The sequence below is a fragment of the Streptomyces albus subsp. albus genome, from assembly GCF_000719865.1.
GTDB classification, from domain to species: Bacteria; Actinomycetota; Actinomycetes; order Streptomycetales; family Streptomycetaceae; genus Streptomyces; species Streptomyces albus_E.
In genome coordinates this window covers 184,418-198,286 of sequence record NZ_JOID01000006.1, presented here as the reverse complement: position 1 = coordinate 198,286, position 13,869 = coordinate 184,418, and the positions used below count along the sequence as shown (strand labels likewise).

Sequence of the window (13,869 nt, the reverse complement as noted above, 5' to 3'; positions counted from 1 at the left end):
GTTGTCGACGACCAGGCCGTCCCAGAAGAAGCTCTTGGTCCATTGACATCCTCGCCGCCCTGAAGGACGGCGATTCCCGCCTACCGCGCCGTTGAAGGCTGCGGTGTCGGGTGGGTTCCTGCTTCGCTGCGCGGTGCCGGGACGAGTCCCGGTCTTACCTGCGCTCGACAGGCTGTCACGGCCAGTCCGGCCGCCTTGGCAACGTTGACCGCCGCGTTGATGTCCCGGTCCAGGACCGCCCCGCACGCCCTGCACGTCCACACACGGACGTGCAGGGGCTTGGGGCCGTCCTTGACGCCGCACTGCGAGCACACCTGGGAGGTCGGCTCGAAGCGGCCGATCTTCACGAAGGTGCGCCCGTACCGGGCGGCCTTGTACTCCAGCATGTTCACGAACGCCGACCATCCGGCGTCGTGGACGGACTTGGCCAGGCGCGTGCGGGCGAGTCCCTTCACCGCCAGGTCCTCCACGGCGACCGCTTGGTTCTCGCGGATCAGCCGGGTGGAGAGCTGGTGGTGGAACTCGCGGCGTGCGTCGGCCACCTTCGCGTGTGCGCGGGCGACCTTGATCCGGGCCTTGTTCCGGTTGCTGGAGCCCTTCTCTTTGCGGGAGAGGGAACGCTGTGCTTTCCTCAGGCGCCTCTCGGCGCGGCGCAGGAAGCGCGGGCTGTCGACCTTCGTCCCGTCGGAGAGGACCGCGAAGTGCCCGAGCCCGAGATCGATGCCCAGCTCGGGCGTGACCCCGGGAAGGACTTCCTCCGGGCCGGTCTCCACGACGAAGCTCGCGAAGTACCTGCCCGCACTGTCCTTGACCACCGTCACCGTCGACGGCACGGAGGGTAGCGTCCGCGACCACTTCACCTTGACGTCGCCGATCTTCGGCAGGCGCAGCTTCTCGCCGGTCGTGATCGACCAGCGGGCGTTCGCGGTGAACCGGACCGACTGCCGGGTGTCCCGTTTCGACTTGTACCGGGGTGCGCCCATGCGGGGGCGCTTGCCCTTGAGCCCGTCGAAGAAGTTCCGGTACGCGGCGTCCAGGTCGCGGAGGGACTGCTGGAGGACGACCGCCGAGACCTCGCCGAGCCAGGCCCGTTCCGGGGTCTTCTTCGCCTCGGTGATGAGCTGCTTGGACAGGTCCCCGGTCCTCGGGAACGGCATGCCTTCGCTGCGGGCGGCCTCCCGAGCGCGGAGCGCGTCGTTGTAGACCACCCGCACACACCCGAACGCCCTCGCCAGCGCGCTGCGCTGACCGGCGCTCGGGTACAAGCGGAAGCTGTACCGAAGCTGCACGCGGATCACGCTACACAATTGGTCTATGGATATCGATGAGAACGTTCGTACTGGTCGTCACTGTGTCTTCCGCATGCATGTCCACTTGGTTTTCGTGACGAAGTACCGGCACAAGGTCTTCGCCGATCGACACCTGACGCGGTGCGAGGAGATCATGCGAGCCGTGTGCGAGGACTTCGAGGCCGAGCTGGTCGAGTTCAACGGCGAGAACAACCACGTCCACCTGCTCGTGAACTTCCCGCCGAAGGTCGCCGTGTCCAAACTGGTCAACAGCATCAAGGGCGTCTCTTCCCGGCGGCTGCGCCAGGAGTTCCCCGACCTCGTCCGCCACTACTGGCGGGCACAACGCCTCTGGTCCGGCTCGTACTTCGCCGGTTCCGTCGGCGGCGCACCGCTCAGCATCGTGAAGCAGTACATCGAGCAGCAGAACCGGCCGCTCTGACCTGGGCCGAGGTGAACAGTGCGGATCCGTGCACACAGCTGAGGTCAGAGCAGCTCTCAGATTCGCTTCACCACCGGGCTGAAGCCCGGTGCACTGCGAATAGTCCCGGTAGCCGTTGGAAGGGACCGGGCGGCCGGTGTTGAGGTCGGCGGTGCCGCTGGTGGCGACCGACTGCCTGCCGCCGGGCGCGATCACGCGGGCCTGCACACCGCTGACTCCGAGGGCGTGGATGGCCTCGGTGTCCCGGCGTAATTGCTCCACAGGGGAGGGAGCGGCGGGCCGGACGACAGCGGGGGCCATCTCGGCTGTGAGCAGAACCGTAGCGACACCGAGTGCCATGGCCAGGCATTTCCGAAGAGTCGAAGTCATGACCGGACGCTAGTTTCGACCGCCCATGGGGCGCGATCCGGCACCCCCCAAGACCGGGGCGGGGGAAATCCCCAGCGCGGGCCGTCGCCAGTCCGGTGTCGGCCTGACGACCTCGGTGTGACGCTTTTCGTCATCCAACACCACCGAGATCCAACGCCACCGAGCAGCCCGGCCGTCAGACGGTGGCCCCGACCTGGGGTGGCTGGACGACGTACTCGGTCCGCCCCCCGGTGGCCGAGGCCGGCGAGCGGGCGCACCGCGTGCTCACCGGCTCCGCGCTGCACGCCGTGGAGGGGGAGGTCCCGCCGGTCCCGAGGAGGGATACGAGGCGGCCGGCCTGGAGCCATCGGCCGGGGATAACACATTCAGCCATCATATGCGCAGGTGCGCACATGATGGCTACACTCTGGGCACCGCCGTACCCGCCGACAGCCCGGGGAGCCGCCCCCATGCTCGCCGTCCTCCGCGACCGCACCTACCGCCGTCTCTTCACAGCCCAGGTCGTCGCTCTGGCCGGCACCGGGCTGGCCACCGTCGCGCTCGCTCTGCTGGCCTACGACCTCGCCGGTGCCGAGGCCGGCTCCGTACTCGGCACCGCGCTCGCCCTCAAGATGACGGCATACGTGGCGATCGCCCCGGCCGCCGGTGCGCTGGCGGGCCGGCTGCCGCGCCGGGCTCTCATGGTGACCGCGGACCTCGTCCGGGCCGGGGTGGCGCTGTTCCTGCCGTTCGTCGACCAGGTGTGGCAGGTGTACGCCCTGGTCTTCCTGCTCCAGTCCGCCTCGGCCGTGTTCACACCGGTGTTCCAGGCCGTCATCCCCGACGTGCTGCCCGAGGAGCGCGACTACACGCGCGCCCTGTCCCTGTCGCGGCTGGCGTACGACCTGGAGAGCCTGTTCTCTCCCGCGCTCGCGGCCGCGCTGCTGTCGCTGATCACGTACAACTGGCTGTTCACCGGCACCATGCTGGGCTTCCTCGTCTCGGCCGCGCTGGTGGTCTCCGCGGCCGTGCCCGCACCGTCCGCCCGCCCGGCGCCGCGCACCGGCGGCGCCTCCGCCCGGGCGACCGCGGGCTCCCGCCTCTTCCTCACCGTCCCGCGGCTGCGGGCGCTGCTCGCCCTGAACCTGGCGGTCGCGGCGGCCGGCGCCATGGTGACGGTCAACTCCATCGTCTACGTCCGTGACCACCTGGGACTCCCGGAGACGGCCCTGCCGGTCGTGCTGGGCGCGTACGGTGCCGGGTCGATGACCGTGGCCCTGGTCCTGCCCCGGGTTCTGGACAGGCTGCCGGACCGGGCCGTGATGCTGCCGGGCGCGCTGGCACTTGCCGTGATCTTCGCCGGGCTCTGGGCCGTCACCACCGCGCAGGGCGGAAGCTGGCGCCGGCCCGCGCTGCTCGCCGTGTGGGCGGCGTTCGGCGCGGCCTGCTCGATGGTGCTCACTCCGACCGGGAGGCTCATCCGCCGTTCGGCACCGCCGGAGGAACGAACGGCGGCGTTCGCCGCCCAGTTCTCCCTCTCCCACGGCTGCTGGCTGGTGACGTATCCGCTGGCCGGATGGCTGGGAGCGGCGGCCGGGCTCCCGTGGGCGGTCGCGGCCCTGGGCGGGATCGCGCTGGCCGCCTCGCTGCTGGCGGTGCGGCTCTGGCCGTCGCGCCCGGCGCATGTCCACAGGGACCTTCCCGCCGGGCACCCCCATCTGCAGGGTGCCCGGCGGGTTCGGGCGGGCCGGCGGCACCGCCACGGGGACCTCAACGACGGCCTGCACGCCCACCGGTAGGTCCGGCGGGGCGCCGGCGGTCGGGCGACACCAGCGGTCAGGCCACCCCTGTGGCCCCGGTGGTCACGGTGGTCAAGGGTCGCGGAGCGGCGAGATGCCCCGCCCTGTGCAGCCGCACGACCAGTCCCGCGCACAGGAACCCGGTCGCCGCCAGTACCGCCCAGGGCAGCCACCGCACCCCCGCGTCGAAGAGTGCGCCCACGGCCAGGTTGCCCACCGAGATCGCGATACCGGAGGCGGTGTTGTAGGCGCCGTAGTACGTCGCGACGAGCCGCTCCCCGGACAGCCGGACGACGGTGTCCATCTCGAAGGGGTAGAGCAGCGCCCCGCCCCAGGCCAGCAGGGTGGCGCAGGCGGTGAGGGAGAGGATGCCCGTCGCACGGCCGAGGCCGCCCGGGGGCGCGCCCGGCATCAGCGGCACGAAGGCCGCGCCCATCACCGCCAGGCCGCAGGCGACGGCCCGCGGTCCGGAGAGTCGCCGCTTCGCCCACGCGGTCAGCCTGAGCTGCCCGGACAGCGCGGCCAGGGCGGAGACGGCGAAGACCGCCCCGGTCACCAGTCCGGCCCGCTCGCCGAAGAGTTCCCGGGCCCGGAGCGGAAGGGCGAGGTAGACCTGGAAGGCGAGCACGTAGGAGCCGGTCATCGCGGCGGCGAAGAGGAGGAAGGGACGGTTGGCGGCGACGGTGCGCCAGTCGGATGCGACAGCCCGCCAGGCCGGCTCGGCGCCGCGCTCGCGTGGCGCGCGGGCCGGAAGCGCACGCCACTGCAGGAGTGCGAGGACCCCGAAGACGAGGGCGGCGACCGCGCAGACCACGCGGAAGTCCCAGGCCAGCAGGGCCAGTCCGGCGAGTGGACCGAGGAGGATGCCGGCCTGGTAGAAGACGTTGAAGGCGGCGAACGCCTCCACCCGCCGCTCCTCGCCCGCCGCCTCGGCGAGGTAGGCGCGCACGGCCGGGTTGAACAGCGCGCCCGCCAAGCCCGTCGCCGCCGAGGCCGCGACGAGTGCGGGCAGCGAGTCCGCCAGCCCCAGCAGGCCGAAGGCGACCGTACGCAGCGCGCACCCGGCCAGGATCAGCGGTTTGCAGCCGTAGCGGTCGGCGAGGGTGCCGCCGATGAGGAACATGCCCTGCTGGGAGAGGTTGCGCACGCCCAGGACCAGGCCGACCGTCCAGGCCGCGAGCCCGAGGCCGTGGGAGAGGTGGTCGGCGAGATACGGCATCAGCATGTAGAAGCCGAGGTTGATGCCGAACTGATTGGCCATCAGCAGTCTGACGGACGGGTCGAAGGAGGCCACCTGGGCGCGCAGGCGCCTCATCGGACGTCCGCCTTCGCGAGGTCGCGCTCGCGGTCGCGGCCCAGCGGGTCGCGGACCTGGCGGCAACGGGTCCAGCCGGTCACCACGCGCTCGCCGGGGCCGGCGATCTCGTCGGGCCCCTCCGGCCGCTCGGACCGCTCCCGGCCGAGGAGGCCCTGCTCGTCGCACCAGGCGTCGTTGTAGACCGTCTCCAGATAGCGGTGCGGGCCGTCGGGAAAGATCCCGGCGATCCGGGTGCCGGGCGGGAAGGTGCGGGCCACCCAGCCGGCGACCAGGGCGACCGCGCCCACGCTCCAGCCGCCGGAGGCGTAGTGGCGCCGGGCCAGTTGGCGGCAGGCCCAGACGGCCTCCGCCGGGGCGACCCAGTGGACCTCGTCGAAGGCCGGGTAGTCGACGTTGGACGGATGGATGCTGGAGCCCAGACCGCGCATCAGGCGTGGCCCGGCGGGCTGGCCGAAGATCGTGGAGCCCACCGAGTCGACGCCGATGAGCCTGAGGCCGGGGACGTACTCGCGCAGCACCCGGGCGGTACCGGCCGAGTGCCCGCCGGTTCCGACCGCCGCCACCAGGACGTCCACCCGGCCGAGCTGGGCGATCAGCTCGGTGGCCAGCGGGCGGTAGGCGGCCGCATTGTCGGGATTGTGGTACTGGTCCGGGCAGTACCCGTCCGGGGTGCGGGCGAGAAGCTCGGCGACGCGCTCGCGCCGGGCCTCCTGCCAGCCGCCCTCGGGGTGCGGCGCGGCGACCTGCTCGACGCGCGCCCCGAAGGCGGTGAGCAGTCGGGCCACGGCCGGTTCCATGCCGCGGTCCGAGACGACGGTGACGGGGTGGCCGTAGGTCAGCCCGGCCAGTGCCAGGCCCAGGCCGAGCGTGCCGCTGGAGGACTCGACGATCGGCGCGCCCGGGGCGAGCTCGCCCCGTCGGCGGGCCTCACGGACCATGTGCAGGCCGGGACGGTCCTTGATGCCGCCGGGGTTGGCGCCCTCCAGCTTCGCGTGGAAGCCGAGCCCGGGCGGGGCGAAAGGCTCCCCGACCCACAGGACCGGCGTGCCGCCGACCAGTTGGGCGGGGTGACGGGCCGTCCGGGGCGCGGGGGCGAGCGCCCCGGGAGAGAGCGGGGAGAAGGGTTCGAGCAGGGAGAGATCCATGGTGGGTACGGCTCCTTCGCGCCCCGGCGCTCGTGAGGGCGGACCGGGTGGCGCTGGCGTTGGTGCTGCGTTGGCGTTGGTGCTCAGGGATGCAGTGGCGCGCGGACACGCCCGGCCACGGCCCGCCGCCGCCCTGGACGGAGCGCGGGGTGTGAGCAGGGGGTGCCGGCTGCGGCTACTGACGCCAGACGCAGTGGAGCGCGAGAGCGGACCGGCCGTCGGGGGCGCGGGGACCGCCCCGGGAGCCCTCGAAGGCAGTGCCGGTGGAGGGGTAGTACTGCCGGTCGTCCCCGGCTGAGAGCCAGGATGCGGACCGGGACAGCCCGGACGCGTCGGGGCTGTGCACGGTCACGGCATGCGACTGGAGGACGGCGCGCGGACGGTCGACCGCGTGATCCACGTGATCGTCCGCGTGGTGATGCTCGTGCTTGTGCTCGTCATCACGCACATGCCCGTGCCCGTGCTCATGCCCGCGCTCATGCCCGTACTCGGGGGAAAAGCCGGACTCCCAGGCGGTGAGATGGGCACAGGACGATGCGCCGGCCTGGGCGAGCGCCCCGGTGAAGGCGGGTCCGTGGACATGTCCCGCGAGGTGAGCCGCGATCAGCACGACCAGGCCGAGCAGCAGGCCCATCCGGCCCGCTCGCACGGCGGCCGATGGGCCGATCCGCAGTCCGATCACACACAGACGGTATGCGACCGAATGCCCTTTGTTACGGACGCGCCTTTTGGGGTGTCGGCGAAGCAGCGGCCCGCCCGGTTGCGCTCCGCGCGTGGGAGGGTTCGGAGCGGGTAGGTGCGGCACCCGGTGAAGCCCGTCCGGGCGCCGTCGTCGTCGAGGGCGATGCCGAGGGTGGCGTCCAGGGTCTCGGCCGGCTGTGCACGGAGCGACAGCGCGGGGACGCTGTCGGAACCTTCGATCCGGGAGATCTCACCATGAACTTCGCCGTGACACCGGACGAGGTGCGCACCGCCTTTGGACTGTCCGGTGTCACCTACTTCCCCCGCTACGGCGCGGCGCACAATCAAGTGAACGGCCGTACAGCCCTCTTCCTCGGCAACGTTGGGCTGCCGGACACCGAGTGGTTCATGTCCAGGGCCGGCCTCGGCGCAGGCGAGTCCATCAACCTCAGCGAGTGGTACGGCCACCAGGTGGCGGTGCCCAAGGAGTGCCAGGACTGGCTCGTACTGGGTCTCTTCGCCCACACCACACTCGCGCTCGCCCCGGACACCGGAGCGGTGTACGCCCTGGGCGACGGCGGCCCCGAGCTGGTGCGTACCCGGATTCACCGGGACGTCGAGTCCCTCGTCCACGCCCTGACCAAGTTCCAGGCTCTCCAGCACGAGCTTGAGACGAACGACGACGCCGATACCGAGGAACGCGTGGACGCCCTCCGCATCGAGATCACCGATTTCGATCCGCTGCCGTTCGAAGACGCTGACTCCCAATGGAATCTCGCGTTCGAAGAAGTCATCGACGGCATCTGGTGAAGCGATCGACGGGACCGCCACAGGCACGGAGGGCGTAGCCCCTGTCCGAGGAGCTGGTGCCGGACCTCGTTGAGATGCGGCTTTCCCCGTCCCCCCGGTTCCGGGCCCCGGTCCCGGGGAGCATCAGGGACGCCAAGCCGAGCCGAAGCCCCCGGCGCGCCATGGCCGCGTCGCGCTGCCCGAGCGGCCGCAGGGATCCGTACGGGGCGTTCCGAACCGCTGAAAGGTGACCGTCGTCCGTGATGCAGAGGGGCCGCCCCCGGGTCCCGCGCACGGGTCATGCGGCTCGGGTCGGCGTGCGTCGGTGTCGTCCGGAGGTGTCCTCGCAGACGGTCGGGCTGTGGTGGCCGAGGCGGGAGTGACGGCATGCGGTACTTGTCGTGCCGGACTGATCAGTACCGGATCTCGACGGGGTGCCCTTCCGCATCCGTCTCGGGCGTCTCGGGAACCCGGCTCGCCGTCCCGGTCGCGATCCGGTGCGCCGACCAAGCGGCGGCAGCGGCGTCGAGCACGTCGTCCACCGGCACGCGGTCCGCATCACCGAGCTCGTCCGGGAGCACGAGGCCGGCTTCCGCCAGAAGGGAGCGGCGGAGGTTCTGGCCGCGCCAGGTCTTCTTGGCGTACGCGGGAGGCACGCCGCCGGCCAGGGCGTAGAAGGACACCTCGGGGTGCACCTCGTGAATCCGCTCATCAGCGAGCCAACACGCCCGCGCCTCCAGCAGCTTCGGCCGCAGTGACCACGCCTGCCGGTTCAGCCGGTTACCGGTGAGCTCCTGGCACCGGTCGGCGGCCGGCCGGTAATCCTCCTCCTGCCACGCCGCTCTCGGCGCTATGGGAAGACGCTGCTGCGCCGTTCCCCGAGCAGCGCCCGGGCCGCGAGATCTGCGGCACGCCAGCCCTTCTCGACCAGGCCCAACGGCATGTCCACCGCGACCGCGGCCACCCCGGCGGCGCGCTCGATCAGCCTGTCGAGCCGCGGATCCACCAGGCTGCCCGCGTACGTGCCGTCCGTGAGCCTGATCCCGGCCCACCCCTGCTTTCCACAGGCGTCGACCCCGAGGACGTCCATTCCACTCCACCTCCGCGTGCAGTGCCCGAGCCGGGCGCAGCGGCACCCACGGTCCCGGACACCGCCGTCCGCCGCCACTCCGGTATGCCGGCACCCTGCCGGGGACACGCGCCTGCGCTCGCTGCCAGCCCACCGCTCAGGGCCGGGAGGGCCGCCCGCATTGTCCCCCACCTCGTACGGCGGAGTCCTGCGATGCGGCGTCCGTCACGGCCTGCACATTTCCTACTCTGCCTCAGTCCCGTCCGGCGTCACGCGGGCGGTAGCGGCCCGGCAGAGAAAGGCCCGCGAGGTTCCCTCTCGCCAGAACACCGCGGTCCTCCTAACCGCGGTCCATCGCGGGGCAGGACGTGGAGTAGCCCGTCAGCGCCTACCGGTCGGCGCGGGTGTTCCCGGGTGCGAGCCGCCGGAAGCGTGCTCTCGACGGCAGGTAGTTCTCGGGCTCGGGCCGCGGATGCCTCCGTTCCTGTCATCGACGAGCAGTGCCCCGTGGCCGGCCCGGCGGGCGGTTGCGGCGCCGTGCCGGTCGAAGCGGCCGGTCGTGAACGCGTCGCCGCCCTGGGATCCGATCAGGAACCGGCCGGGTCCGGCTGTCGTCTTTCGGCCCGTGGGAGCGGGAGAGGTGGCCGAGACGGTCTCGTCCGTGCCGAGCAGGCCGCACAGCGGGTGGCTGGCCCGGCAGGCCACGAAGAACCGGCGGAGTTGGCAGAGTTGCCCCATGTCCGCCATCCCCGTCCTCATCTGCTGCGCCCTCACGACCGCAGGGTGGTTCTGGAGCCGTCCGCTGATCCTGGGCACGTGGCGGCGTAACCCCGCCTGGCTCAGCTGGAGTGCGGTGCTCCTCCTGATGGGAGCCGGCGTCACCTACCTCATCGGCTCCCTCGTCCCCATCACGTCACTGGACCCGGAGGAGGCCTGCAGTAAAGCCGGCCAGGCCTTCGACTGGACATATCGCAGGACGAACTTCGCGGAGTACACCCGGTGGTTCCCGCTGCACAACAAGTGCAACGCGGGATACGACCTGATCCCCGCCTGGGTGAACCCCGCCCTGGTCGCACTCCCCGCCCTGGCGCTCCTCTACCTGGCCTACGCCGTGCTCCTGGCCGCCATCCAACACCGGACCAAGAAGAGGAGCAGGTCATGAACGATCTGAGCGGGGCCGTGTACTCGGGCCGGCCGGCGCCGCGTCCGCTGCGCTCGCAGCCGGTGGTCGTTCTCCGGCTCGGCTACCAAGGTGCGGGGCCTCGCCCACAATTCCTGGACTTGCAGGGACACCCCGGGCTTGGGCGCGGAGACGATCAAGGCGCTCGGGTCCACTGACGACGGTCAACCATACGCTCAGCCACATCGGTTGACGTCGAACCAGCTCAGTGTCGCCTGCTCAGCCAATGGCTGCGGCTCTCTCCGGCCGTCCCGCAAGGGCCTTGCCGAAGCCGTGCGCCGCCAGCCCGAACAGCAAGCCACCGAGAATGAACCAGGGGTTCCACACAGCGAGGGTCCAGAACTTCTGTGCTGCACTGATCTCGCCGACGGCGGACGCTCCTGCGATGAGCAGCGCCTCGACAAGAAGCCCCCGGCTCAGCAGCAGCACGCCGATCGCAACGCCGAGCCACCGGAGCGCACGCCACCGGCGCCCGTGCACACCGCGCCGCCGCAGCCCGAGCGCCACCACGGCACCGGCCAGGCACAACAGACCAACACCCCAGAGTCCTCCGGCCACAAACCAGCCAGGCCGCTCGGAGGCAAGACGCTCACCCGCCGAGACGTCCAGCCCCACTTCACCGCCGAGCGCCCAGAAGAAATGCAAACCGGCGAACATGGCCGCCCAACCGGCAGCGAGATATGCAAACCACCGAGACGCACTGGACCTCAACTCGGAACCCCCGTTTGCCGTCGCCCGTAACTCCGCCGCACGCCGATCTTTGCCCAGGAGCGTCGGACGGTGCAAGGGACCCTCCGAGCGCCTTCACGCAGTCCACGGTCGGCAACCAGCAGGCTGAGGCGTAGAGTTCGAGCCGGTGGATCGCAGCCCCGTCAGAGATGTGTCTGACGGGGCTGCGCGGCGCCTCCCCCTGGCAAACAACCCGAGCCGAACAAGCCGTGAGGTCCACGAGCCGCGCCACTACGACCCGTTGACCCCCAGCCGGGCCGCTCCAAGCCGCTGAATGCCGCGAGGACCACGACGAGAATTGACGATGCCGACGGAGCCTTGACCGAGACACCGCCTGACGTCTCAACTCCTCCTCACTGTCTCTTCCTGGGTTCGCGGGGCTTCGCCCAGCTGCCGTGCGGCCGGTTCCACTGCTGGGCCGGCATGGCCGCGTCGAACTCGGCCTTGCCGACGCCCGGCCGCGGTTCGGGCTCGAACACGGCGGCAGTCGCCTGCCACGGGACGGTTGAGGCCCAGCCGACGAGCGGCAGGGTCTCGTTGTAGTGGGGAGCGAACTCCGCAGTGATGAGGGCCGGCATCCGGTAGCTCAAGCCACGCGCGTGCTCGATGAACGCCTCGGGCAGCAGGCCGTGGTGCGTTTCCACATAGTGCGGCAAGTCCAGGCGCCAGAGCCAAGTGCCGTCGGTCACCGGCGAGGAGCAGCCCAGGGAGTGGCGGTGCGCGCGCCCGGTGAGGACATCGCAGCCTGCTTCCATCGCATCGGCTCAGGTGTTCCAGGGGACGACGGGCCGGCTCCTGGAGAAACACGGCGGGAAACAGACGAGAGCAAGAAGGAACACAAGAAGAACCGATCCCGGGAATCAGGCGGCGACGAGCTCCTGCTCACGGTCCGGCGTTTTGACCTTGGGCTTCTTGTTCGGCAGCGAGAGCCGGAAGACCTTGTGCCATGCGGAGAACACCTGCTTGGGCAGCGGGCCGGTGACGTATTCCAGCTCGTACTTCTCGAAGAGCGCGCGCACCTTCACCGCGACCTCGGCGTACCGGTTGCTCGGCAGGTCCGGGAACAGGTGGTGCTCGATCTGGTGCGACAGGTTGCCGGTCATGAAGTGCATGGCCTTGCTGCCGCTGATGTTCGCCGAGCCCATCATCTGGCGCAGGTACCACTGGCCGCGCGTCTCGCCCTTGATCGATCGGCGTTCGAAGACCTGCACACCCTCGGGGAAGTGCCCGCACATGATCACCGAGTGGGTCCAGAGGTTGCGGACCACGTTCGCGGTGAACGTGGCGGCGAGCGTGGTGAGGAACGACGGGCCCGACAGCAGCGGGTGGATCACGTAGTCCTTGAGCACCTGCTTGCGGATCTTGCGGCCCACGGCCCTGGCCCGCGCGCGGAACTCCGGGTTCTTGCGGCGGCGCTTGTGCAGGTTCTTGCCGAGCTCGAGGTCGTACGCCGCGATGCCGTACTCGAAGAAGCAGGCGTTGATGAAGTTCCACAGCGGCTGGCCGAGGTGGAACGGGTGCCACCTCTGGTCCTCGTCGACGCGCATGATGCCGTAGCCGAGGTCGTTGTCCTTGCCGATCACGTTGGTGTACGTGTGGTGCAGCTCGTTGTGCGAGTGCTTCCACTGCTCGGACGGCGAGACGTGATCCCACTCCCAGGTGGTGGAGTGGATCTTCGGGTCCCGCATCCAGTCCCACTGGCCGTGCAGGATGTTGTGGCCGATCTCCATGTTGTCCATGATCTTCGCCACGGACAGCCCGGCGGTGCCGAGCAGCCACGCGGGCGGGAAGATCGAGAACAGGAGCACGCCCCTGCTGGCCAGCTCGAGCTTGCGCTGCACCGAGATGACCCTACGGATGTAGGCGGCGTCCTTTTCGCCGCGGTCGGCGATCACCTCGTCGCGGATCGCATCCAGCTCGCGGCCCAACTCCTCGATCTGCTCCGCGGTCAGGTGGGCGGTGGGGTCGATGGCGGTCAAGGTGCTCCTACCGTTCGATGTCGCAGGGGCCCGCCGCAGCGGACACGCAGGTCTGGATGAGGACGCCCGGCTCGGCCTCGGTGATCTCGCCGGTGCGCAGGTCGCGGATGGCGCCCGCCTTGAGCGGCGTGACGCAGCCGAAGCAGATGCCCATGCGGCACCCGGAGGGCATGAGTACGCCGGCCTCTTCGCCGATGTCCAGCAACGGCGTGGTGCCGTCCGCGTCGACGGTCTTGCCGGTGGCGCTGAACGTGACCTCGCCGCCGCCGCCGTCGCCGGCGACGGCGGTGCTGGGGCGGAAGCGTTCGGTGTGCAGGCGCTCTCGGACGCCGTGTTCGGTCCAGTGTTCTTCGGCGGCGTCGAGCAGGCCCGCGGGCCCGCAAGCCCAGGTCTCGCGCTCGGTCCAGTCGGGCACGAGTTCGTCGAGACGGGTGATGTCGAGCATGCCGTCCGTGTCGGTGTGCACCTCGGTGAGCCGCAGCTTCTTGTCCGCGGCCAGGCCGTGCAGTTCGTTGCGGAAGATCACGTCTTGCGGCTGTGGTGCGCAGTGGACCATGACGACGTCGTCGAGCTCGGTGTCGCGCAGCATGCCCATCACGGGCGTGATGCCGCTGCCGGCCGTCAGGTAGAGCACCTTGGCGGGCTTGGCCTGCGGCAGCACGAAGTCACCGGCCGCCTGGTCGAGCTGGATCAGCGTGCCCGGTTTCGCCCTGCGGACCAGGTGGTTGCTGACCTTGCCGTCCGGGATCGCCTTCACGGTGATCGTGACGCGGCCGTCCCGGCGGTTCGCCGGCGAGGTGATGGAGTAGGCACGCCACAGGCGTACCCCGTCGACGTCGACCCCGATCCGCACGTACTGACCGGCTGTGTGGCCGCGCCAGCCCCGTCCCGGCCTGATCACGACCGTCGCGGCGTCGCGCGTCTCGGGGTGCACGGCCTCGATGCGCCCACGCAGGTCAGCGCCCGTACGCAGCGGGCTGACCAGGTCGAGGTAGTCCGATGGCAGCAGCGGCGTCGTGACCATCTCGAGCAGTTTCCACGCCCTGCTGCGGAGGGCTGTACTCGTCATGCCTCCAGCTTGCTGTGCCTCAAGGCGTAAAG

The 13,869-nt window shown here is 70.7% G+C and carries 12 protein-coding genes and 1 pseudogene; 4 read left to right on the top strand and 9 right to left on the bottom strand.

Annotated features, from left to right (window positions below; genetic code table 11):
* Positions 1-80 precede the first annotated feature (80 nt).
* A complete protein-coding gene (locus tag IF83_RS0107500) occupies positions 81-1,289 on the bottom strand; it encodes an RNA-guided endonuclease InsQ/TnpB family protein (protein ID WP_037679010.1) in 1,209 nt (402 codons plus the stop codon).
* Between the two features lie 25 nt (positions 1,290-1,314).
* Between IF83_RS0107500 and tnpA the strand changes: the two genes are divergently transcribed.
* Together tnpA and IF83_RS0107485 are read left to right on the top strand one after the other, a co-directional pair.
* Positions 1,315-1,731, top strand: a complete 417-nt coding sequence (gene tnpA / locus IF83_RS0107495; RefSeq protein ID WP_030543266.1) for an IS200/IS605 family transposase — start codon at positions 1,315-1,317, stop codon at positions 1,729-1,731.
* Between the two features lie 818 nt (positions 1,732-2,549).
* A complete protein-coding gene (locus tag IF83_RS0107485) occupies positions 2,550-3,878 on the top strand; it encodes an MFS transporter (protein ID WP_030543264.1) in 1,329 nt (442 codons plus the stop codon).
* A gap of 37 nt (positions 3,879-3,915) precedes the next feature.
* On the opposite strand, the gene IF83_RS0107480 is transcribed toward IF83_RS0107485, so the two are convergent.
* The 3 genes from IF83_RS0107480 to IF83_RS0107470 form a co-directional block, all read right to left on the bottom strand.
* Positions 3,916-5,193 carry an MFS transporter gene (locus tag IF83_RS0107480; protein ID WP_037679007.1) on the bottom strand — a complete coding sequence of 426 codons (1,278 nt, stop codon included), beginning with the start codon at positions 5,191-5,193 and terminating at the stop codon, positions 3,916-3,918.
* Positions 5,190-6,341 (bottom strand): PLP-dependent cysteine synthase family protein, encoded by a 1,152-nt coding sequence (locus IF83_RS0107475; protein ID WP_030543262.1) that lies wholly within the window; start codon positions 6,339-6,341, stop codon positions 5,190-5,192. Before IF83_RS0107475 ends, IF83_RS0107480 begins: the two co-directional genes overlap by 4 nt.
* Positions 6,342-6,516: 175 nt before the next feature.
* A complete protein-coding gene (locus IF83_RS0107470; protein ID WP_158711009.1) occupies positions 6,517-7,023 on the bottom strand; it encodes a hypothetical protein in 507 nt (168 codons plus the stop codon).
* 254 nt (positions 7,024-7,277) lie between these two features.
* Here IF83_RS0107470 and IF83_RS0107465 point away from each other — a divergent pair, with 254 nt between their 5' ends.
* Entirely contained in the window at positions 7,278-7,832 is a 555-nt protein-coding gene (locus IF83_RS0107465; RefSeq protein ID WP_030543260.1) for an SUKH-4 family immunity protein, read from the top strand.
* A gap of 392 nt (positions 7,833-8,224) precedes the next feature.
* Here the strand turns inward: IF83_RS0107465 and IF83_RS29960 are convergent.
* A pseudogene (locus IF83_RS29960) lies at positions 8,225-8,901 on the bottom strand (DUF429 domain-containing protein).
* A gap of 715 nt (positions 8,902-9,616) precedes the next feature.
* Between IF83_RS29960 and IF83_RS0107455 the strand changes: the two are divergent.
* A complete protein-coding gene (locus IF83_RS0107455; protein ID WP_037679004.1) occupies positions 9,617-10,042 on the top strand; it encodes a hypothetical protein in 426 nt (141 codons plus the stop codon).
* A gap of 237 nt (positions 10,043-10,279) precedes the next feature.
* On the opposite strand, the gene IF83_RS0107450 is transcribed toward IF83_RS0107455, so the two are convergent.
* From IF83_RS0107450 to IF83_RS0107435, 4 genes are all read right to left on the bottom strand, one after another.
* A complete protein-coding gene (locus tag IF83_RS0107450; RefSeq protein WP_078843252.1) occupies positions 10,280-10,717 on the bottom strand; it encodes a DUF3995 domain-containing protein in 438 nt (145 codons plus the stop codon).
* Between the two features lie 425 nt (positions 10,718-11,142).
* Positions 11,143-11,544 carry a hypothetical protein gene (locus IF83_RS0107445; RefSeq protein WP_051722529.1) on the bottom strand — a complete coding sequence of 134 codons (402 nt, stop codon included), beginning with the start codon at positions 11,542-11,544 and terminating at the stop codon, positions 11,143-11,145.
* A gap of 105 nt (positions 11,545-11,649) precedes the next feature.
* Entirely contained in the window at positions 11,650-12,768 is a 1,119-nt protein-coding gene (locus IF83_RS0107440; RefSeq protein WP_030543256.1) for a fatty acid desaturase family protein, read from the bottom strand.
* A gap of 7 nt (positions 12,769-12,775) precedes the next feature.
* Complete coding sequence (locus IF83_RS0107435) at positions 12,776-13,837, bottom strand: ferredoxin reductase (protein WP_030543255.1); 1,062 nt, start codon at positions 13,835-13,837, stop codon at positions 12,776-12,778.
* Positions 13,838-13,869 lie beyond the last annotated feature (32 nt).

Coding starts and splice junctions, on each gene's coding strand:
- tnpA (WP_030543266.1), top strand. CDS start 1,315: ATGGATATCGATGAGAACGTTCGTACTGGTCGTCACTGTGTCTTCCGC.
- IF83_RS0107485 (WP_030543264.1), top strand. CDS start 2,550: ATGCTCGCCGTCCTCCGCGACCGCACCTACCGCCGTCTCTTCACAGCC.
- IF83_RS0107480 (WP_037679007.1), bottom strand. CDS start 5,193: ATGAGGCGCCTGCGCGCCCAGGTGGCCTCCTTCGACCCGTCCGTCAGA.
- IF83_RS0107475 (WP_030543262.1), bottom strand. CDS start 6,341: ATGGATCTCTCCCTGCTCGAACCCTTCTCCCCGCTCTCTCCCGGGGCG.
- IF83_RS0107465 (WP_030543260.1), top strand. CDS start 7,278: ATGAACTTCGCCGTGACACCGGACGAGGTGCGCACCGCCTTTGGACTG.
- IF83_RS0107455 (WP_037679004.1), top strand. CDS start 9,617: ATGTCCGCCATCCCCGTCCTCATCTGCTGCGCCCTCACGACCGCAGGG.
- IF83_RS0107450 (WP_078843252.1), bottom strand. CDS start 10,717: ATGTTCGCCGGTTTGCATTTCTTCTGGGCGCTCGGCGGTGAAGTGGGG.
- IF83_RS0107445 (WP_051722529.1), bottom strand. CDS start 11,544: ATGGAAGCAGGCTGCGATGTCCTCACCGGGCGCGCGCACCGCCACTCC.
- IF83_RS0107435 (WP_030543255.1), bottom strand. CDS start 13,837: ATGACGAGTACAGCCCTCCGCAGCAGGGCGTGGAAACTGCTCGAGATG.